Below are 18,460 nucleotides of genomic sequence, written 5' to 3' on the forward strand. Positions count from 1 at the left end.
ACCCCAAACCATTACGAGGAAGAATAGTCTCTTTGCCGGTAGCGCAGGCGGCGGAGAGACATGGGCGACGATCGCCACACTTCTGCAGACGGCAAAAATGAACAACGTCGATCCGATTGCCTGGCTATCCCAGACGCTCACCCGCATCGCAAATCGCTGGCCAGCCGCCGATATTGAGCTGCTCATGCCATGGAACTTCAAACCAGACGCCGTCGGCTAACCGCTTACCGCGGTTCTGCTCCGTGTTCAATTTGAACAATCAAGGAAGGACAACATCATGGACACTATCACCATGACTCATGAAACCATCATCGAGCCGGTCAACATCCGTGCGGCTATCGAGCAAATCCCGCTGTCACGTCTGGTGCCGAGCAAAGCCAACGTGCGCCGCGTCAATGCTGGCGTCGGCGTGTCGGAACTGGCCGACAGCATCGAGGCTCTGGGCCTTATCCAGAACCTGACCGTGCGCAAGGCCAAGAAGGGCAAATACGAGGTCGTGGCGGGTTCGCGCCGTCTTGCGGCTCTGAACCTGCTGGTCAGGGAGGGGCGGCTTGCCGAGGATGCCGAAATCCCCTGCAACGTGCGCGATGATAACGACACGGAGCTTTCGCTGGCCGAAAACGTACAGCGCGAAGCCATGCATATCGTGGATGAAATCCTCAGCTACCGGCAGCTTGCCGAAGACGGCATGGTTCCCGATGTGATTGCCTCCCGCTTTGGGCAATCGGTTATCACCGTGCGCCAGCGGCTCAAGCTAGCGGACCTCTCGCCCAAGGTGCTGGAGGAACTGCGTACCGATGACATGACCATCGAGCAGGCCCGTGCACTGGCCCTCAGCGACAGCCACGAGGAACAGGAACGGGTGTGGTTCGAGGCTCCGGCATGGAACCGTGACCCGCGCAGCCTGCGTTCCCTGCTGACGCGGGACCATGTGCGCAGTACCGACCGTCTGGCCCGTTTTGTTGGGCTGGAAGCCTATGAAGCCGCAGGCGGCAGCATCGTCCGCGACCTCTTCGGGGAGGACAGCAGCACCTTCCTGACCGACAGGGCCTTGTTGACGCAGCTTGCTATGGCGGAATTGGAGCTGGCGGCGGAAGCCGTGAAAACCGAAGGCTGGGCTTGGGTCGAGACATCGCTGGAAACATCCTCCCTATACAACAGCGGTTACGGGCGGATTTATCCGCAGAGCCGCGCGTTGACAGATGAAGAGGACGCCGAGCTTTCTGTACTGACCAACACCTTCGACGCCTTGCAGGAGCAGATCGAGGGATACGAGGAAGGTGACCTCGCCATCGAGGCCGAGGAAGCCAAGCTGGCGGATATCCAGCAACAGATGGAGGATATCCAGAATGCGGCCCGCAGCTACAAGCCACAGGAGATGGCACTGGCCGGGTGCATCGTTGCCATTGACCACGGCGGCGCGCCGCAAATCAACCGTGGCTATGTGAAACCCGAAGACCGTGAGGCGCTGGTGAAGCTGCAACGCGGTGACACCGACGATACCGTTGCGGATGGCGAAGACGCTGCCGAGGCCGGAACTGCCGAGCCGGACGCCATCTATTCCTTGGCGCTGGTCGAGGAACTGACCGCCATCCGCACCGCTGCCTTGCGTGTCGAGGTGGCCAACCGTCCGGCAATTGCGCTTGCGGCGCTACTTTATCCGCTGGTGGGCCGCATCTTCCATAGCGGGTACGTGTTTTACGATGCCGCCGTGGAAGTCGATGGGAAACGCCGCGAACTTGCCTCGTCGATCAAGGAACCGAGCGAGGTTCGCGCGCTTGCGGCATGGAAGGCGATGCAGGAAGCTTGGGGCGATATGCTGCCCGGCCAGCCTGCCGATCTGTGGGTGTGGTTGCTCGACCAGTCCACCGACAAGCTGCTCGAACTGCTGGCGTTCGTGACCGCCGCCAACCTCAACGGGGTGAAGGCCAAGCATGACCAGAGCCGCAGCCGTCTCCAAAATGTTGAGCAGGTGGCAACGGCGGTGGGGCTTGATATGGGAGCTTACTGGACGCCGGATGCAGCGTTCCTTGGCCGTCTCAGCAAGGCGGGCATGGCCGAGGTGTTGATTGAAGCCGGATGCGCCGCGCAGAAGCGAAGCATCGAGAAAGGCTCGAAGGCCGAAGCGGTTGCCGCTGCCGAAAAGCAGCTAGTCGGCAAAGGCTGGCTTCCTGCCGTGCTGCGGACAAGCCCATCCGGCGAATAGCCATCACCTCCGACAACTTTAAAAGCCCGAGCCATCGTGTTCGGGCTTTTTGCTGTGTGGGGAATTCGTCAAGCTGGCTCCGCTCGGGTTCGACCCATCCGGCGCTAGGGCGAGAGGAACCCTTGCCCTTCCTCTCGCGCTCTCCTCCCACCCTATGCGGATAGTCGATGCCAATCTGGAAACGCGGATGCAGGAACCTCCTGCAACCCTGCCTGACCGGCGAGGTCGGGGGAAGCAAAGGCAAGGAATCAGGCGGCGGGCGCACAAACGCAGTGCGGAGCCTTGGGAACCGCCCCTTTTCCTTTACGGGGGGCGGAGCCCCAAAATCAGTCGATGATATCAATGATCTCGTAGCTCTTTATAAAAGAGCCGACGCCATCATTCAGCAGCGCGAAGATGCTCTCCCTTGAAATCGGCAGGGTTTCGATCTTCTCGAGCTGCATCGGCGGCCAGGTGTCTTCGGGATCGCTCTCCACATCGCGGCGAAGCTCGCGAAGCGCCTCACGGGTCTCATCCTCCTCGTGAAAGAAAACATCTGGAATGCCCGTATAGGCCCATCGGTCCCCATCACGATTTGCGCGCGAATAGGTGTAAAAGGTGAAGGACTCGCCTTGGGACATGCGTTGTCTCCTTGTGTTTTCCGAGCCTCAAGCGGCTGTCGCGCCGGATATCACCTGCATTCCGGCCCACTCGCTACTCGCAAAAGTATGAGCCCGCGGTCAATTGTAGGATTCTACAGTTCCAATATCTATCGTGCATGACCTTGATATTGCCCATCAATCTGGCGTTCGAACAAAACGCCTCCCTGATCGTGGAGAACAGCAGCGAGGTCGCCGCTCAGAGCGAGCTGAAATCTACCGATCTCGGTGGCATTGGGCCGATGTGCCAGATGAGCATGAACGGTGATGGTGTAGTCGCCCGGTTTGAATTCAAAATCGTCCGCCAGCATCGACATGACGAAATGGTGGTTGGCGGCCATGCCCGTCTTGCTGACATACAGCCCGCTACCGGGCGTGAGCTTGTCCGCCTCACCGTAGCCCCAGAAGCTGAAAACGCGTTCCGTGTCTTCGTGATGGAGTGTGGCGTACATACCTTCGACGATCTGACCGCGTGCCGAGGTGCTGTAAAGCAGCGTGCGCAAAAAGACCTTTGGCGTCGTCTTGGGAGTCTGATCGAAGCCGAAGAAGATGATGGTCGGCGTCGTCATCGCGATCCGGCCGCGCTGGAGCTGCGTAATCCAAAGCGTGAAAAGGGATATCACCAACGAAAACAATGAAATCCCGATCCCGATAATCGCCATGTGTTGCCTTTCCGATAATTCTACTTGAAGTTACAGCACCACAGCAGGAGCAACAGATGCAGTTTGAGGAGACGAGTAAGCCGTAGAAAATTGCATCTGCCGCACGTTTTACCAGAACATCGCTCCAGTCCAGCGCAGTGGATTCCATGAACATTCGTTACAAATTTCGCTTTAAACGCCCTTTCATTCTTGAAGATGCTTGGCCCGTGCAAACCAAGGATATGCTCGTCGAGTTGGAGCGAAATGGCCTCGAAGCTACTCATATTGTTGTCACTTTTCATAACCAACCGGTAAGCTTGGCGCCCAAGCTTACGCCCATGGACTCTGGTCCAATTGCAAGCCGCCTGGAAATGCGTGACAGCATGAGGACTAAGGCGGTGCAGACCATTCGACGTTTTCAACATTTCGCAAGTATTCACCATGCTATTGAAGTCAACACAGACGACGTAGACGTTGAATTTATCCCAACGGATGATGCCGAAAGGGAAATGATTGCAGTTTCCAAATTTCAGGCGGCAGCAACAAAGCCGAAGGCACGACTAACCTTTTCAATGGTTGCTCAGGCATTGTTTGCCACCGAGAGTGAAGACGACCCTTCTTTTGTGGTATCATTTCTCCAGATGGCGCGTGAAGCATCGCTCGAGCGGCGTTACATTGATGCTTTTCGCTTTTGCTTTCTTCTATTTGAATCTCTCTATGGTGGAGGCAAATTCAAAACATCGCAGTTGGTGGACGAAATGCTGTCTCACGCCGATTTTGAGGCGATGGTGACGCAAACAATTGACGACTTCCTGATAGATCCCTTGCACGAGGGTTCAAAGGCCAAGGAGCTTGTTGCAAATCACGCCACCGCAAAATCTATGATCGAATATCTCGTCGATAGACGTGGCTTCTATTTCCATGGAAACATTAAGCGCAAGGACAGCTGGCGGCCTGATGAACAGCAACATGCTGAAGATTTGTCCGAGTTCACGATGTTTTTGGCTATGGCGGTTGCAGATTCAATGGCAGCCGCGATGTTCGTGCCTGGCATAGGGAGGCGCTATTTTGAAAATGCCAAACAATTCGGGGCCATTATGACCGCTACCATTCGATATAGAACTCGCGACGAACACGACCGTTTTCACGATGACATCATCGACATAGAAGCTCCAGCAACCGTGGCTACTAATGATCTCGCGATACGTATCCATCACCAATTCCTCGACTGGGCGCAAACAGAACTTCATGATGTCAGCCTCGTATCGGCCATTGCCAAGGATAAGGCCACGGGGGTGGAACTTTTCCGAGCTCAATATTTGTCACCTGTCCCTCCAAGGGGATAGGTAGATCCCAACAATAGAAAGACCGACATGCAGGCACCTGAGGGATGGCACTATCTCAGGCGCAATTTCAAAGGGATGAGTCCCCAACCGCTCCTAGCGCCCGCGATAATAGGCATCCCAAGCCAGCTTGATGTCGAAGAATGACCATTCGCGACGACGCCCGTAGGCCGGGCTTGGGCGACTGAAGCATTCATTGAGGTGGGTTTCGCGCTGGAATTTCATGAACCACGCAGATGACTTTGGCTTGCCGCGCGGTGTCGGCTCGATATTGCAGATGATGCCGCTATGCGCCCACAGGTCGTGGGGATTTGCGACTGAGGCAGGGTCGGCAAGATAGGAGCGAAGCTTGCGAAGGGTAGCCTCTTCCGGTGACTGCTGGAGCTGGGCGCGAAGTTCGGTGACGGCGAGCATGGCACCTTGTTTGGCGGCTTCGGTCAGCATCTCGCGTAATTGTGCATCAGTCAGAACGAGCGCTTGTAGTGCTTCCATGGGCAAGGACTTTCATCGGTGGGATTGGACGGCTGGCTAGGACCGCCGTTCATTGCGGCATAGCCAGAAAATGACGTCAAGTTTAGACGCCGAGTAGAGCGCCAAGCCTTTCGGTCACCGGCCGGAGGGGGTCGACCAGGCCGAGGTCATAGATCATTGTGGTTTCCAGGTTTCCCTTGTGGTCGACGTAATGGGAAATCGCTTCGTGCGAGACGCCTTGACCTGCGAGCATGAGCGAAATCGCGATACGTTTCAGGTCATACAATTGGAAATAATCCGGCACGCCCGGCAGTTCCTTGAAACGGGCCAGACCCTTGCGGAAGTTATCGCGCGGCTTGGACGCGTCGGTATGGGATGGAAATAGAAGCTCACTTTTAGGCCAGCGAGCCCGCTGCGCCCTTACCATGCCGGCTACCCTGGCATGGATCGGTACCGAACGGTACGCATATTCGTAGACCGAACGGGATAGCTTGATCCCTTTGGTATTATGTTTATGCCAGATGAGCTTTTCGAGATCGAAGTGCTCGAATTTGGCCGTGGCGAGATCGCTCGGCCGCGCCATCGTCAGGAACAGGACGCCCATGAGATTGCACAATTCCAGCATCTGGTCGTTCCCGTTGAGCACAACTGCCTTTGCAAGGGCGGCATTCCGTTTCTCGAAACCGTTCATCCCTTCGATTTCCGGCACCATGTCGAGAACCGGATTGAAGATGTAGGACGCAATCTGGCGAATTTGCTCAGTCGAATAATCGCGACGGCGGCGGATAACCTTCCGCACGCGGATCGGACTGCAGGGATTCCGCATGTCCACCAACTGCATACGGATCGCCCAGTTAAATACCGCACTGACGTGCTTCAGCGCACCATTATGCGTGTACGATGACGTGAACTGCTTCTGGTAGCGCTCGATATCGAGCGGCTTGATTGACGCAAGAGGTCGATCGGCGAACATGGAGCCGAAATCGGTGTAGGTCCTTTTAATATTGCGGCCGCGATTGGATGGGAACTTTGGTGCTCTCTTGCGCCATCGCGCGATGAACAGTGCAAAATTATCCCGGTGGCCCTGCGACAGTCCTTGGATATGACTCTCCCAAAAGCGGTCAACCGCATCGCGGACCGTAAAAAGATGGGTACGTCGTGGATCATCGTCGTCAAGATCAGGGTTCTCACCGGCCTGGATTTGTCGCTCGCGTTGTCCAACTGCCAATCTGGCGGAAGCCACGTTCAGAATAACGGTTGATCCGAGAGCTTTCCGATAGCGCTTGCCGGCGAATTGGTACGCGTGGACGAAGGTCTTATTGCCGAGAGCGGTTACGCGAAGCCCAAGCCCCGAGACAGAACCATTCCGAATTTGCCCGTCTGTTCCCAGGGGATAATCCCAGTAAATTTCCTGATCCTTTCCAGCGGGACAACTCGCGCTAAAAACCACAGAATCTGTTAAGTACAACTTCGGCATTTCATGTAACTTCCATGTAACGAATTTATAGCAAATGTTACATGGAAGGGGAAGAAATGATAAAATATGAAATAGAGAAAATGATTACATTTCAAATGATTGTTGAAAATTATTGATGCTTTACTTTTGCCCAGGTGGCGCTGGGGGTGTAGGGGTCGGAGGTTCAAATCCTCTCGTCCCGACCAGTATTTTCAGCAGGTTATGGACCTGCCATCGCCCAAAATACTTTCCATGTAACAATCGTGTAACACCCCTAAGTTGACCGGCCAAACAGCACGTATCGGACGTGGCACTGGAGATCCATCAACAAAGTTTCTATTTTGTTCCGCATTGTATCTAGCCAATACGGCAAAAGCATACTATCAATGGTACTGCACTTACGTGCTGATACAATATGTTGATTCGCAGAAAGAGAGTGCAATGGCTAAAGACAAGCATATCTTCGTAGAGCGCAGACCAGAGGGGGACTATGCAGTCCGTCGCCCAAATTCGCAGCGAGCCAGCGATGTGTTGCCCACACAGCGCGAAGCGATCGACCGGGCACGTCAACTTGAGCCCAATACCAGACCGGACGTGGAACGAGTTCGCAGCACCAAGGTTGGTCACCCGGATAAGTGGCGCAAGGCGTAAACTTTGCCGAAAGTTTTGCAACCGTTGACCAGAAAATCGTGCGGCAACGCAACTGTGAAACTTTCGGCGAAAGCTCCGACCCGTGATCGGATCGTCTCCCAGACTTTAAGGAAGCCATGAATGCTGCGGTTTTCATCGATCGTAGGCAAAGAAAGCACGCATTTGCCGGAACCCTATTGGGTAGCCCATGAACTGTGCTTTCTCCTGCATGACATAATGACGCAAGCTTTGGTTTCTGGAGAAAAAGCTTCTGTTTTCAGAAAGACATTTGAATTTCGGGATGAAATTGATCGAGAAACCTTTGAGAAGGCGAGTGACGTATTCGTTTGGCTGGAGGAAACCCGACGATTCGAAGAGCGAGAAAGCTTCCTTATAACTACGGTTTTTCCCGCTGCGCTCAGCGACATGTTGCACTGTTTCTACGAGGCGCTACAGAACTCCAGGAAGGCAAAGCTTGCCATCAGCTTTATGCTGATCCGCAAACCGTTGCAGGAGACACTATACCTGCTCGAAACTATGGTCGCCGACCGGTCCGATTTTTCTCGTAAACTGACGTCTGATCCGGTCAAACTTTACAGCCAGACGGCCGGTGGCCTTGATGTTCATACCAAACGGATACAAGCCGTCATAGATAATTTAGGTGATGCTAATCGCTTTGATGCCGGCTATATCGCTCAGCTCCGCTACGATAAGAGTGCTGAGGATGGGTTTGATGGGATTTGCAACAAAGCGATGCATCTATTCACCAATCATCACGCCATTCGCACCGAGAATTTGAATATCAATTTCATCTTTTCCGGGATGGATGCCAAGCTAACACAGTGGTCGTATTTCTATAGCCGTCTTCCCTATCTGCTTGTTTACACATGGAGGCTCATGGAGTTCTTACTGGCCTCCATCATGCCGACCGATCCGTCCTACCTTCAAGATATGGAAAGGCGAATAGCCGCGCTTGTTTTGCTTTGGTGGAAGTCCATCGACGCGCCATATGACGATCCCCGTTTAGAAAGGTTATTTGTCAGTGGTAGAGACTGGCTGGATGCGCACTGCGAGGAAGCCGGCTACCGTAAGCCAAATCAGCAAGATCTTGAGCAAATGGCTGAAACTGGCGGTTGGCCCAGAAACTTCTAGAAATGCGGGATCAGTGCCACCGGCGCGTGCCATTTTTAGTACACGGGGATCAGTTAACAGTACATAGTTGCTGCTGATTGTTGACTAGCAACCGGGGGTATCGTGGCTTCAAGAGATTCGAAAAGAGCAAGCTTCTCCCGGGAGCAGGATGTACAGGACTGGCTAGAATCGATCGTCGCGGCGGATACCCTGAGCGAGGTGATTGAAGGGACAGATAAAGTCCAAAGTGCGCTTGGTTCGACCGAGTCCGACGAGTTCTGGCCGACCTTTCCGATCGACTATCTGACCCGCGTAGCCAATCTGCGCGCGGCGCAGCGAGTGCTGGGATCGCTCCATTCGCTCGAACTTGTCAGCAAGAGCAATCGCAGCATTTCCCAGGAAAAAGGGGAGTCTCTCTTCGTCGATCTACTCTACTGCACGCGAGCGACGTCGCAGTTCGTGCTGTTCGAGATCAAGAACCAGAAGGCGCCCACACGTGAAGCCGTAACCGAACTCATGGCCTATGAACATGAGGTGCTGAACCACACACCCTTCTCGAGTGCGAACGACATTATGATGGTCATTGTCTCACGCGATTTTCCGCCGCTGCTCGAACATGCGGTGACCGGCCTCAATACTTGGTCGCGGCGCCGGGTACTGTGTCTGCGATTTGACGACAGCGGCGCCAGCCCAAGACTCGTCGTTCATATCCCCAAAGCCTGGAGCGCGATCGGCCAGAAAGGCTTGCCGTCGTCAGGGTTGGTTACCGCCGCGATCTCATTCGAGCCGAAGAAGGACCTCAATGAGGAAGAGGTTCATGACATCTGCTCGACGGCGGTCGCGCTCATGGTGCGTGAGGCCGAGCGGACAGGCGGATCTGGCTTCGCTATGGTGATGCACAACTTACTCTATCCGGGCATGGCTCAAGGCCCATTCCTCCTGCTGGTGGGCGCGGTCAATCCGTTTAGCTTTCTACGTGAAGCGGAGGAGAGCGGCTTTGTCGATAAGGCCAATTCACCAATCGCCGACTATGTGCTGAGCGAAGATCGAGAGCATGATCTTGCGATGTCCTGGGACTGGCAATCTTGTGACGGTGGTGCAGCGACTGAATACCTAAAGGGATATGGCCGCGCCACCTGGGAGTCCTTCTCGACATGGCACAAGATCCGAGACGTTCGTCGGTGGCGCGCCCCCAGCGTTACCATGGATCGCTACCTCACGCCCGTATCGGTCGATTTCTGGGGTGTATTCGGCGACTTTGCGCGCGATCTAATTCGTCACGTCGATCGCCTGCGAAACTTTATGCCGGCCTTCGCGCAGCCCGGAATAGACTGGCGCCACCCCAATTTCGGCGTCGCCATTCTCGACGAGATCGCGCTCGAAAGTCCGATCCACGGTGGCCAATGGACCTTTTCCGCGATCTTTGCATTCGCCATCCGATTGGGGCGGCTGACCGCGTTCGCCGCACAATATGCCGAGGCTGATGACGACCAGCGGCGAAAGCTCTTGGCGGCCGTCTTTTGGGCTGAAGCCGATGTTTTTGGTATGATCCACGAGATCGGTCTCCGCTATATCTCGGCCAAGGAAATTGTCGAGCCACCGCCCAGCGTATCGTTTGGTCGTTACGAAAGCAGCAGCGAAGTGTCGGCGAGTTTCTCGGCATTTGCGCAGTGGTTCGTTGACCATTTTATCGGCACCGAGGAAAAGTTTCTGGTCGAAGCGTTCATCGCCGGCTTCAGGATTTATGCGGTCTTCGATCCGCAATTCGATGCCTTCGGAAACAATGCTGATGTTGCGGCACTTCGTAGAGAGGCGGATGAGCGAGCGCGTCATTGGCTCAAATGGTCAATCGTGGCAGTTTTGGATGGAGGACGGGATGCTCCGGCCGCCGCTCAGGCGATCGAGGCGAGTTTCGGCGATCGTATCCCGCTGGCAGGGGGCAAGGAAAAAGCCTTCGAGGCCGTTGATGGCCTTGACGCGGGCTTGCTGATCGAAAAGTTATTCCTTGAAATTCCTCGGATCATGGATAGCTGGCATCCGCAACTCGCGCACAAGCTCGCGCCGATGGCATTGGTCGACCATGATTGGGACTGGTACCAAGACCAGATCCGCGCCGCCCGGGCGAGAGGCGAGAAAAGCCCTTGCATTTATCTCGCTGCCGGCGGCCAATTAGGTGTCGGCCATATTCTGGACGAGTCCTGGGTGCCGCATGTTGAGGATTGGGAAACCCACGTGCTGTTCGTCGACAATGAAGCGGGGTTTGAGATGATACTGGTTGTTAGCTGGGCCGACCTCCGCGCCGGTAACGCACCTGGCATGCGACTGCAGGATGGGGCGGCTGCCTTCGTTGATGATAGTGAAGACTGAATTGCGGCAATCAGCGACGGCGTTTATCGAGGCCAACGCCATCGTCTACTATAACCCGTTTAGCTGGAGGTAATAGTAGTATTCGTTGTTTCGATTATCGATCGTATATTTGACCGGATACGAATTTCCATCGGTGCCTTCCACCGTGGCGGTGCATGTGCGATGCGTATCCGTTTCCTGCAGTGTCGAAAAATTCTTCACATCGACGACGCCCGTGTGTGCGATGTTGATGGGAAGTCTAGGAAATAGATCTTTGATTTGCGACACCGAAGTCGAAGAGCTACAGGATGGTATGTTCACCCCCAGATAGACGCCTGAAAGCGCTTGAGGAATATAGACGGACGCGATAATTGAAGCGACCCAAACGAGCAGGGTTGCCTGATTTTTTCCCAATCGCTTGGCGCGGACAAACAAGTAAGCTGGCGCTAAAAATAGCCCCAAGCCCCACGATACCGGAACTTTCCGGCCACTTTTCCGGATCGATTTTTCATCGAGATATGAAAAGAGCGCGTTCGCAACAGCGTATCCAACGACGGCGCCTTTCGTATTCATATCATTGCCAGCCACAACCGCTTCAATGACGGTGCCGATGATAGGGACAAACGCAATGACCCATACCCAAAAATCGTTGACGGCCGACAGCGGCAGAGGAGGAGGACGGCTTGGGTCGCGAAAATCCGATACATCACCAATTCGACGCCAATCCGACCCAAATGTGTCATTCCACACCAGCGTATTCTCATTGAGAGTGCCGTCATCGATTAGGCCATCGAGCTTTTCCCGCCCGACAGGTCCAATACTCGTTCCGTTTAAATTATAATGCCAATTCATAATCACGCCCCTCAAGGATGAACTGGCATCATACTTGTTACAATTTAAAGGGGAGTAAAATAGAAGTTCAGTTTGACAGATATTGAAGCATCGGTAATCTCATCGTATTGTTTGTTATGTTTTTCAAAGTGATCCCTAACAATTCACGCTTGCCCGTCGGCGCAAAGAACCAGGCGATACTTTTTGTCGATAATTGGGATGACTGGTTCAAGTTCGCAACGATGTACGTTCTCTTTTACTATGACGAAGCGGGAGAACAGCATCGAATTGGCGAAGTGAAAATAGGTCAATTTGGCCTGACTCCCAATGAAAGACGCCCCAGTATACCTAATGAATTCAACGCACTTTCGACGGAATATTTCTCGTTAGGACAAGATGATAGTTACTATGAGAAGCTCAACGAATTGGGTGACGAGCTACGTGACACAATATTAGCTAGCTTGTGCGATGTAGCTTTTGACGAAGAGCTCTTTGAACGGGCTCTTAACGAACCGGTTATGGGCGTTTCTCTTCTTCGTTCGGTGTCACGAAGCGCAGTACGGGGACAGTTCAGGCGAATTGCCAAGGGCGGCGCGAGACTGACGAGTTATGCATTCACCTATCATTGCCCCGAGCAAAAAAAGACAAAATTAGCGGCAATCGAATTCTCCTTTAAGGTCGAGCCGGAGTCTAATCCCCCGACAAATATTCACGTTCTCATCGGTCGAAATGGAGTTGGCAAAACCCACCATCTTCAATTGATGACCCGTGCTCTTGTGGAAGAAAACCCGGACAGAAGCGAGCTGGGCTACTTCAAAAACGATGAAGATCTACTAGAGATATTCGAAAACAGTGCAGAGCCGATTTTCGAGAACATCGTTTCTGTTACTTTTAGCGCTTTCGATCCTTTTGAGCCTCTGCCAATTCGGCAAAACAAATCAGAAGGTGTTAGATATCAGTACGTTGGGTTGAAAAAGACCACTCAAACTGCTGACGGCACGACACGATCTCCGAAAACACCGAGCAACCTAGGGCGCGATTTTGGCGCAAGCATCAAAGTTATTTTAGCTCAGGCTCCCAAAATCGTGCGCTGGCGAAGGGCGTTGTCGGTATTGGAAGCAGATCCGATATTCAAAGAAGCAAACATCGCAAGTTTAGCCGAGGAAACTGACGAAGGAGATGATGAAGCGATTAGGACTTCTGCCTCGAATATTTTTCTACGACTTAGTTCGGGTCACAAAATTGTCCTTCTAACTATTTCAAGGCTTGTGGAAACAGTTGAGGAAAGAACGCTTGTTTTGCTCGATGAACCCGAGGCCCATCTTCATCCTCCACTTCTATCGGCATTCATTCGAGCGCTCTCTGATCTTCTTACGAGCAGAAATGGGGTGGCGATTATAGCCACTCATTCTCCGGTGGTCCTGCAAGAAGTACCGAGTTCTTGCGTTTGGAAAATCAGGCGTACAGGGCGAGAGATGGCCGTTGAACGGCCAGAAATCCAAACCTTTGGCGAAAACGTCGGGATTCTGACGCGGGAAATATTCGGCTTGGAGGTTACGGATACCGGATTTCATCAGCTTCTAAATCGAAAAGTCGCGACGGAAGGCGAGTATGACGCGGTACTGCAGAGCTTTGACGGTCAGCTCGGCGCCGAAGCGCGTGCGATTGTTCAGGGTTTGCTAGCTGCTCGGGGCGGCAGTGAGGCCGATTGATGTGGAAGGTTGAGAGGCCAACCATCACGGCCGAAAGTGCATTTAGCACCAGCATATCGCGTATCAAGGATCCAGATCTAAAGGAACGCATGGAGGCGATTGCCGACACGATCGAAGACGCAGCCGCAAATTATGTGTTGGAAGCCGAGGACGCGTCACTGTGTAATATTGCAATGTCTACCGGCGTAGATGGCAAAGTCACAACCAAGGAAATGAAAGAGCTTTACGACGGCCGAATGGCCCATCCCAAAGGGCCTGCACGCCCCCTGTATAATGAAATTCTCGCAGCGGCAGAGCATGGCCGGTGTCCTCTATGCGGTCATCGCGCGGCATCAACCCTCGACCACATCCTCTCGAAGGCTCGTTACCCCGCTTTTGCTGTCACCCCGGTCAATCTTGTTCCAGCTTGCAGCGACTGCAACAAGACAAAGGGTGACACCCCATTTACGGAAGAGGAAGATCAATATCTTCATCCATATTTCGATAATGTAGAGGCCGATTTGTGGCTTAGGGCCGAGGTCATCCATTCTTCCCCTCCTGCGATACATTTCTTTGTCGATGCACCTGACCATTGGCCCGAAGTTTTGGCACAGCGCGTAAGAAATCATTTCCGTAGGTTGGGGTTGGCGAAACTCTATGCATCACAGGCGGCTCAAGAGTTGGTGAATATCCGCCACCAGGTTTCTTCGCTTCATGCGAGGGCCGGAGCTGAGGCGGTAAGAAAGCTTCTTGAAGAGTCGCATACATCTCGATCACGCGCACGTATCAACTCATGGCAGACCGCGTTTTATGCTGCTCTTGAAGCAAGTGAGTGGTTTTGCGATGGCGGATTTTCCTAGCAGACGATAGCCATCCTATGGGGCTCGATTCCCGGGGCGAGCACCCGCGATTTATACACATTATCGTACACATACACAGAAATTAATCAAAATTATACAGTAATAACAATATATTACATATCACTGTATAGGACTTAAAATCCCTCGACCTTTGGTTGTACGGGTTCGACCCCCGTCGTCCGCACCAAAATCAAGCTCCATCGAAATTGAAACGAAAAAGGCGCAGCTTTCGCCGCGCCTCTCTCATGAGTGCAGAATTCGAATTAAGCCGTGAGCTTGGCGGCGATCTTGGCGACGTGGGCGCCCTGGTATTTTGCTGCTTCGAGTTCGATTTCCGAAGGCTGGCGCGAGCCGTCGCCGTTGGTGATCGTCGAAGCGCCGTAGGGCGAGCCGCCCTTGACTTCTTCCGTGCCCATCTGGCCCTGGAAGGCATAGGGCAGGCCGACGACGACCATACCCTGATGCAAAAAGGTTGGGACGAAGCCAAGAATGGTCGATTCCTGACCGCCGTGCTGGGTCGCGGACGAGGTGAACACCGAGCCGACCTTGCCGACGAGCTTGCCGTTGAACCAGAGGCCACCGGTCTGATCCCAGAAATTGCGCATCTGCGAGGCAACCGTGCCGAAGCGGGTGCCGGCACCGACGATGATCGCATCGTATTCGGCCAGTTCATCCGGCTTTGCGATCGGCGCGTCCTGATCGAGCTTGAAGTAGGAAGCCTTTGCGACTTCTTCCGGTACGAGTTCCGGCACGCGCTTGACGGTGACTTCTGCACCCGCGGACTTTGCGCCTTCTGCGACGGCATAGGCCATCTTTTCGATGTGACCGTAAGCGGAATAGTAGAGAACCAGAACCTTAGCCATGAGAACGTCTCCTGTTTGCTAGACGCGTTAAGTGTTGCATTCGGTTTTATCAGCGATGCGACGGTGGAGCAGCCCCCGTGCTCAGAACGCACTGTTCATTCTGCGTAGACGAAAATTCATTTGCAACATCTTGCGATCGCCGACGACGATATGAAAACTCGCGTTTGCATTCGCTGTAAACAACGCTACCTATTTGGAACCTTTTTCTGCGATCGCGCCCACGCGCATTTTCCTGGATATCTTCATGTCAAACGAAACCATTGTCACAGCCGCCATGCTGGCCATCGGCGACGAACTGCTCTCCGGCCGGACGAAAGACAAGAATATCGGCCATCTCGCCGATGTACTGCTGCTGGCTGGCATCGACCTGAAGGAAGTTCGCATCGTGGCCGATGAAGAAGATGCCATCGTATCGGCACTCAACGCTCTGCGCGGCCAATATGATTACGTCTTCACCTCGGGCGGCATCGGTCCGACTCATGACGATATTACCGCCGATGCTATCGCGAAGGCGTTCGGCGTTGCGTGCGAGCATGATGCCGAAGCCATGCGGATCATGGGCGAAATGTATGCCCGCCGCGAGATGGAGTTTACAGAAGCTCGTCAGCGCATGGCGCGCATGCCTCTGGGATCGAAGCATATCGCCAATCCAGTCTCGACGGCGCCCGGCTTCAACATCGGCAATGTCTATGTCATGGCCGGCGTGCCGCAGGTTTTCCAGGCGATGCTCGACAATGTCATCCCGACGCTCAGGACCGGCGCGCGCGTTTTGTCCACGGCCATTTCCTGCCCCTATGGCGAGGGCGAGATCGGCACGCCGCTCGGCCTCATCCAGAAGGCGCATCCGGACACCAGCATCGGCTCCTACCCTCGCTATGTCGGCCAGTTCTTCTCGACCGAGATCGTCGTGAGAGGCCGTTCCGCTGAGCTGGTTGAAAATGTCGCAGCCGAAGTACGCGCAATGATCGAAGCCATCCGACAGTCGAAAGCCAAGGAAAATCAGTCCGCTGAGGCATGATGTTCAACGACGGCGTGCATTTATCGGGGAACAGAAATGAACTCGGCGCATTATTCCGAAGCGGAATGCTGATATAATATAGCGATCCAACCCTTCCGCATGGGAGATCACGTCATGTCGTATAAAACAATTGTGACCGTTCTCGACAATCCCGACAATACGCGCATCGCCGCAGACTTTGCAGCTGATATCGCCAAGGAGCATGGCGCGCGTATTGTCGGCCTGCATGCGGAAGTCGTCTCGACCGTGCCACTCGTGGCGCCGATGGAAATTCCGGATCCTGTAGCCGTGCAGGCGCTTCAGGAAGTCGTCCACAATCAAGCGATCGAGATCGAGCGACTGTTTCGCTCGAAAATGGAGAAGACCGGCCTCGACTATGAGTGGCACAGCTTCGCCAGTACCGTTGGCTACGGCACCGAGCCATTGGTCGAAACCGCCCGCAGTGCCGATCTGCTGTTAGCAGTGCAACCCAATCCATCGAAATATTCCGACACGCAGGTCGATGTGGAAACGTTCCTGTTCGACAGTGGTCGGCCGGTACTGCTGATCCCCTACATCCTGAAGGAGCCGAAGCCGATCCGCCGTGTCCTGATCGCCTGGAACGGCTCGAGGGAGGCGGCGCGCGCCGCCTTCGATGCGCTGCCTTTCCTGAAGGCGGCGGATTCCGTCGAGATATTGTCGGTCAGTACCTCCGAGAAAGAAACGCACCCGTCGAAGGAAAGCGGCGTGCAGATTGCAGCGGCCCTCACCCGGCACGGCGTGCGCGCTAAATTCGAGACGGCCGCTTGCTCCGGCAAGTCGACGCCGTCGCAAGTGATCGAAAACCGTCTTGCGGATGATAGTATCGATCTTCTCGTCATGGGCGCCTATACGCACTCCTGGCTCTGGCAGATGATCTTCGGCGGCACGACGCGCACCTTGCTACAATCCATGACCGCGATGACGCTTCTGGCGCGCTGATCGAGCGAAGGCTGGGAAATCACAGGTTTCCGGCGGGAATGTACACCGTCTCGTTGGCCTGCGGCTCTTGCCTTTTGGCGGTAAATCCAGCAGAAAGCAGCGACCGATGACAGAATTCCCGCCAGGGAACCGTTCGCGCGGTCCATGGAACATGATCCCGAAAAGCCGGTGCTTTTCACTGTTGAGATCCTGTTCAAGTCGATAGCAGCGAATCGCGTTCCGGATTTGGTTCATGGTCCGCGCCCGCCGCGGGGTCTGCTCAGGGTCGCCGGTGCTGCCGGTGCGTCGTTATTCCATGCCCCGGAGCCTTCTGCCATGTCCCTGCCCGATAAAGCCTTTCCCGTATCCTGGGATCAGTTCCATCGCGATGCCCGCGCGCTTGCCTGGCGGCTTGCGGGCCTCAACCGCGAATTCAAGGCAATCGTCTGTATCACCCGCGGCGGCCTGGTGCCGGCCGCCATCATCTCGCGCGAGCTCAACATCCGCCTGATCGATACCGTCTGCATCGCCTCCTACCACGACTATTCGGAGCAGGGTCAAATGAACCTGCTCAAGGGCATCGCCCCGGAACTGGCCGCCGATGGCGGCGAAGGCGTGCTAGTGGTCGACGATCTTACCGATACCGGCAAAACGGCGCTTGAAGTTCGCGCCATGTTGCCGAAGGCACATTTCGCCTGCGTCTATGCCAAGCCGACCGGCGTTCCCACAATCGACACCTTCATCACCGAAGTCAGCCAGGATACCTGGATCTACTTCCCCTGGGACATGGGTTTCACCTATCAGGAGCCGATCGCCAAGGGCCATCGCGGCTGAAGCTGATCGGTTTCGGCGCGAATCACTTTCGATTCCATCCGCCGTTTGAGATCGACATACAAACGAGAAAATAGAGGTGGGCGCTACGGCGCCCACTAGATTTAGTGGGCTCTGGATGCCGAGAACACGTGGAATTCAAGGCATTCGGGCCGAATCATAACGCGCCACGGCACGCTTTTGTGCCACAGCCAATGGCCTGAAGGTCACGGTCACAATTTTGTCGCTTTTTATTCCGGTCGTGACGACATTTGCTGCATTCGCCATCGCACCGAAGGCGAACATCTCTCCTCAAGTTCTTGAATCTCTTAGCCTCGATCATGTCCCAGGACGTGGTGTAGCTTAGACGACCACGGCTCATCCCAGAGGGTCGGATGAGTATCAGCTTGCTGCTGGCAGGCTGATGAGCGGATCATCGCTCATTGTGGCGATTGTCTCAAGTGTCATGTAGCGGGATCGCTGGACGGCCCATTCATCGTTCTGTTCGAGCAGCAGCGCACCGACCAGGCGCACGATGGCGTCGTCGTTGGGGAAAATGCCGACGACCTCTGTGCGCCGCTTGATC

General features: G+C 54.6%; 19 protein-coding genes. 11 read left to right on the forward strand and 8 right to left on the reverse strand.

The window, feature by feature from the left end:
* Positions 1-220: transposase domain-containing protein (locus QD461_RS34870; protein WP_414091448.1), on the forward strand; the 220-nt coding region annotated here is incomplete at its 5' end.
* A 57-nt stretch (positions 221-277) separates the two neighbouring features.
* Positions 278-2,206, forward strand: a complete 1,929-nt coding sequence (locus QD461_RS34875; protein WP_414091449.1) for a ParB/RepB/Spo0J family partition protein — start codon at positions 278-280, stop codon at positions 2,204-2,206.
* A 326-nt stretch (positions 2,207-2,532) separates the two neighbouring features.
* On the opposite strand, the gene QD461_RS34880 is transcribed toward QD461_RS34875, so the two are convergent.
* Both QD461_RS34880 and QD461_RS34885 read right to left on the reverse strand, forming a co-directional pair.
* Positions 2,533-2,826 (reverse strand): hypothetical protein, encoded by a 294-nt coding sequence (locus QD461_RS34880; RefSeq protein ID WP_414091450.1) that lies wholly within the window; start codon positions 2,824-2,826, stop codon positions 2,533-2,535.
* Positions 2,827-2,954: 128 nt separating this feature from the next.
* Positions 2,955-3,413, reverse strand: coding sequence for a hypothetical protein (locus QD461_RS34885; protein WP_414091451.1), 459 nt, complete (start codon positions 3,411-3,413; stop codon positions 2,955-2,957).
* A 239-nt stretch (positions 3,414-3,652) separates the two neighbouring features.
* On the opposite strand from QD461_RS34885, the gene QD461_RS34890 reads away from it, so the two are divergent.
* Positions 3,653-4,831, forward strand: a complete 1,179-nt coding sequence (locus QD461_RS34890) for a hypothetical protein (RefSeq protein WP_414091452.1) — start codon at positions 3,653-3,655, stop codon at positions 4,829-4,831.
* 93 nt (positions 4,832-4,924) lie between these two features.
* Here the strand turns inward: QD461_RS34890 and QD461_RS34895 are convergent, their stop codons facing one another.
* Complete coding sequence (locus tag QD461_RS34895) at positions 4,925-5,320, reverse strand: hypothetical protein (protein WP_414091453.1); 396 nt, start codon at positions 5,318-5,320, stop codon at positions 4,925-4,927.
* An 82-nt stretch (positions 5,321-5,402) separates the two neighbouring features.
* Positions 5,403-6,776 carry a tyrosine-type recombinase/integrase gene (locus QD461_RS34900; RefSeq protein WP_414091454.1) on the reverse strand — a complete coding sequence of 458 codons (1,374 nt, stop codon included), beginning with the start codon at positions 6,774-6,776 and terminating at the stop codon, positions 5,403-5,405.
* A gap of 420 nt (positions 6,777-7,196) precedes the next feature.
* Between QD461_RS34900 and QD461_RS34905 the strand changes: the two genes are divergently transcribed.
* The 3 genes from QD461_RS34905 (at position 7,197) to QD461_RS34915 (ending at position 10,883) form a co-directional block, all read left to right on the forward strand.
* Positions 7,197-7,406: a DUF2188 domain-containing protein gene (locus tag QD461_RS34905; protein WP_414091455.1), complete on the forward strand. Its 210-nt coding sequence runs from the start codon at positions 7,197-7,199 to the stop codon at positions 7,404-7,406.
* Between the two features lie 120 nt (positions 7,407-7,526).
* Positions 7,527-8,537 (forward strand): hypothetical protein, encoded by a 1,011-nt coding sequence (locus QD461_RS34910; protein ID WP_414091456.1) that lies wholly within the window; start codon positions 7,527-7,529, stop codon positions 8,535-8,537.
* A gap of 102 nt (positions 8,538-8,639) precedes the next feature.
* Positions 8,640-10,883 (forward strand): hypothetical protein, encoded by a 2,244-nt coding sequence (locus tag QD461_RS34915; protein WP_414091457.1) that lies wholly within the window; start codon positions 8,640-8,642, stop codon positions 10,881-10,883.
* 48 nt (positions 10,884-10,931) lie between these two features.
* On the opposite strand, the gene QD461_RS34920 is transcribed toward QD461_RS34915, so the two are convergent.
* Entirely contained in the window at positions 10,932-11,714 is a 783-nt protein-coding gene (locus tag QD461_RS34920; protein WP_414091458.1) for a DUF4339 domain-containing protein, read from the reverse strand.
* 116 nt (positions 11,715-11,830) lie between these two features.
* Here QD461_RS34920 and QD461_RS34925 point away from each other — a divergent pair, with 116 nt between their 5' ends.
* Both QD461_RS34925 and QD461_RS34930 read left to right on the forward strand, forming a co-directional pair.
* Complete coding sequence (locus QD461_RS34925; RefSeq protein ID WP_414091459.1) at positions 11,831-13,405, forward strand: AAA family ATPase; 1,575 nt, start codon at positions 11,831-11,833, stop codon at positions 13,403-13,405.
* Complete coding sequence (locus QD461_RS34930) at positions 13,405-14,244, forward strand: HNH endonuclease (protein WP_414091460.1); 840 nt, start codon at positions 13,405-13,407, stop codon at positions 14,242-14,244. Before QD461_RS34925 ends, QD461_RS34930 begins: the two co-directional genes overlap by 1 nt.
* A gap of 263 nt (positions 14,245-14,507) precedes the next feature.
* Here the strand turns inward: QD461_RS34930 and wrbA are convergent, their stop codons facing one another.
* Positions 14,508-15,107, reverse strand: coding sequence for an NAD(P)H:quinone oxidoreductase type IV (gene wrbA / locus QD461_RS34935; RefSeq protein WP_414091461.1), 600 nt, complete (start codon positions 15,105-15,107; stop codon positions 14,508-14,510).
* A 244-nt stretch (positions 15,108-15,351) separates the two neighbouring features.
* On the opposite strand from wrbA, the gene QD461_RS34940 reads away from it, so the two are divergent.
* The 3 genes from QD461_RS34940 to gpt all read left to right on the forward strand — a co-directional run bounded on the left by QD461_RS34940 (position 15,352) and on the right by gpt (position 17,898).
* The gene (locus QD461_RS34940; protein ID WP_414091462.1) at positions 15,352-16,125 is read left to right on the forward strand and encodes a competence/damage-inducible protein A; all 774 of its coding nucleotides are present in this window, start codon (positions 15,352-15,354) and stop codon (positions 16,123-16,125) included.
* Positions 16,126-16,239: 114 nt separating this feature from the next.
* The gene (locus QD461_RS34945) at positions 16,240-17,085 is read left to right on the forward strand and encodes a universal stress protein (protein WP_414091463.1); all 846 of its coding nucleotides are present in this window, start codon (positions 16,240-16,242) and stop codon (positions 17,083-17,085) included.
* A gap of 315 nt (positions 17,086-17,400) precedes the next feature.
* Positions 17,401-17,898, forward strand: a complete 498-nt coding sequence (gpt, locus tag QD461_RS34950; RefSeq protein WP_184702007.1) for a xanthine phosphoribosyltransferase — start codon at positions 17,401-17,403, stop codon at positions 17,896-17,898.
* Positions 17,899-18,033: 135 nt separating this feature from the next.
* Here gpt and QD461_RS34955 read toward each other — a convergent pair whose 3' ends face one another.
* Positions 18,034-18,180, reverse strand: coding sequence for a hypothetical protein (locus QD461_RS34955; RefSeq protein ID WP_414091464.1), 147 nt, complete (start codon positions 18,178-18,180; stop codon positions 18,034-18,036).
* 96 nt (positions 18,181-18,276) lie between these two features.
* On the reverse strand, positions 18,277-18,460 hold a 184-nt coding region (locus QD461_RS34960; protein ID WP_269824817.1), incomplete at its 5' end, for a transposase.

The sequence above is a fragment of the Rhizobium sp. BR 314 genome, assembly GCF_047445805.1.
Taxonomy (GTDB): Bacteria; Pseudomonadota; Alphaproteobacteria; order Rhizobiales; family Rhizobiaceae; genus Rhizobium; species Rhizobium lusitanum_B.

What these genes read in the sequence shown, in the direction of transcription:
- QD461_RS34875 (WP_414091449.1), top strand. Translation starts at nt 278, where the DNA reads ATGGACACTATCACCATGACTCATGAAACCATCATCGAGCCGGTCAAC.
- QD461_RS34880 (WP_414091450.1), bottom strand. Translation starts at nt 2,826, where the DNA reads ATGTCCCAAGGCGAGTCCTTCACCTTTTACACCTATTCGCGCGCAAAT.
- QD461_RS34885 (WP_414091451.1), bottom strand. Translation starts at nt 3,413, where the DNA reads ATGACGACGCCGACCATCATCTTCTTCGGCTTCGATCAGACTCCCAAG.
- QD461_RS34890 (WP_414091452.1), top strand. Translation starts at nt 3,653, where the DNA reads ATGAACATTCGTTACAAATTTCGCTTTAAACGCCCTTTCATTCTTGAA.
- QD461_RS34895 (WP_414091453.1), bottom strand. Translation starts at nt 5,320, where the DNA reads ATGGAAGCACTACAAGCGCTCGTTCTGACTGATGCACAATTACGCGAG.
- QD461_RS34900 (WP_414091454.1), bottom strand. Translation starts at nt 6,776, where the DNA reads ATGCCGAAGTTGTACTTAACAGATTCTGTGGTTTTTAGCGCGAGTTGT.
- QD461_RS34905 (WP_414091455.1), top strand. Translation starts at nt 7,197, where the DNA reads ATGGCTAAAGACAAGCATATCTTCGTAGAGCGCAGACCAGAGGGGGAC.
- QD461_RS34910 (WP_414091456.1), top strand. Translation starts at nt 7,527, where the DNA reads ATGCTGCGGTTTTCATCGATCGTAGGCAAAGAAAGCACGCATTTGCCG.
- QD461_RS34920 (WP_414091458.1), bottom strand. Translation starts at nt 11,714, where the DNA reads ATGAATTGGCATTATAATTTAAACGGAACGAGTATTGGACCTGTCGGG.
- QD461_RS34925 (WP_414091459.1), top strand. Translation starts at nt 11,831, where the DNA reads ATGTTTTTCAAAGTGATCCCTAACAATTCACGCTTGCCCGTCGGCGCA.
- QD461_RS34930 (WP_414091460.1), top strand. Translation starts at nt 13,405, where the DNA reads ATGTGGAAGGTTGAGAGGCCAACCATCACGGCCGAAAGTGCATTTAGC.
- wrbA (WP_414091461.1), bottom strand. Translation starts at nt 15,107, where the DNA reads ATGGCTAAGGTTCTGGTTCTCTACTATTCCGCTTACGGTCACATCGAA.
- QD461_RS34940 (WP_414091462.1), top strand. Translation starts at nt 15,352, where the DNA reads ATGTCAAACGAAACCATTGTCACAGCCGCCATGCTGGCCATCGGCGAC.
- QD461_RS34945 (WP_414091463.1), top strand. Translation starts at nt 16,240, where the DNA reads ATGTCGTATAAAACAATTGTGACCGTTCTCGACAATCCCGACAATACG.
- gpt (WP_184702007.1), top strand. Translation starts at nt 17,401, where the DNA reads ATGTCCCTGCCCGATAAAGCCTTTCCCGTATCCTGGGATCAGTTCCAT.
- QD461_RS34955 (WP_414091464.1), bottom strand. Translation starts at nt 18,180, where the DNA reads ATGTTCGCCTTCGGTGCGATGGCGAATGCAGCAAATGTCGTCACGACC.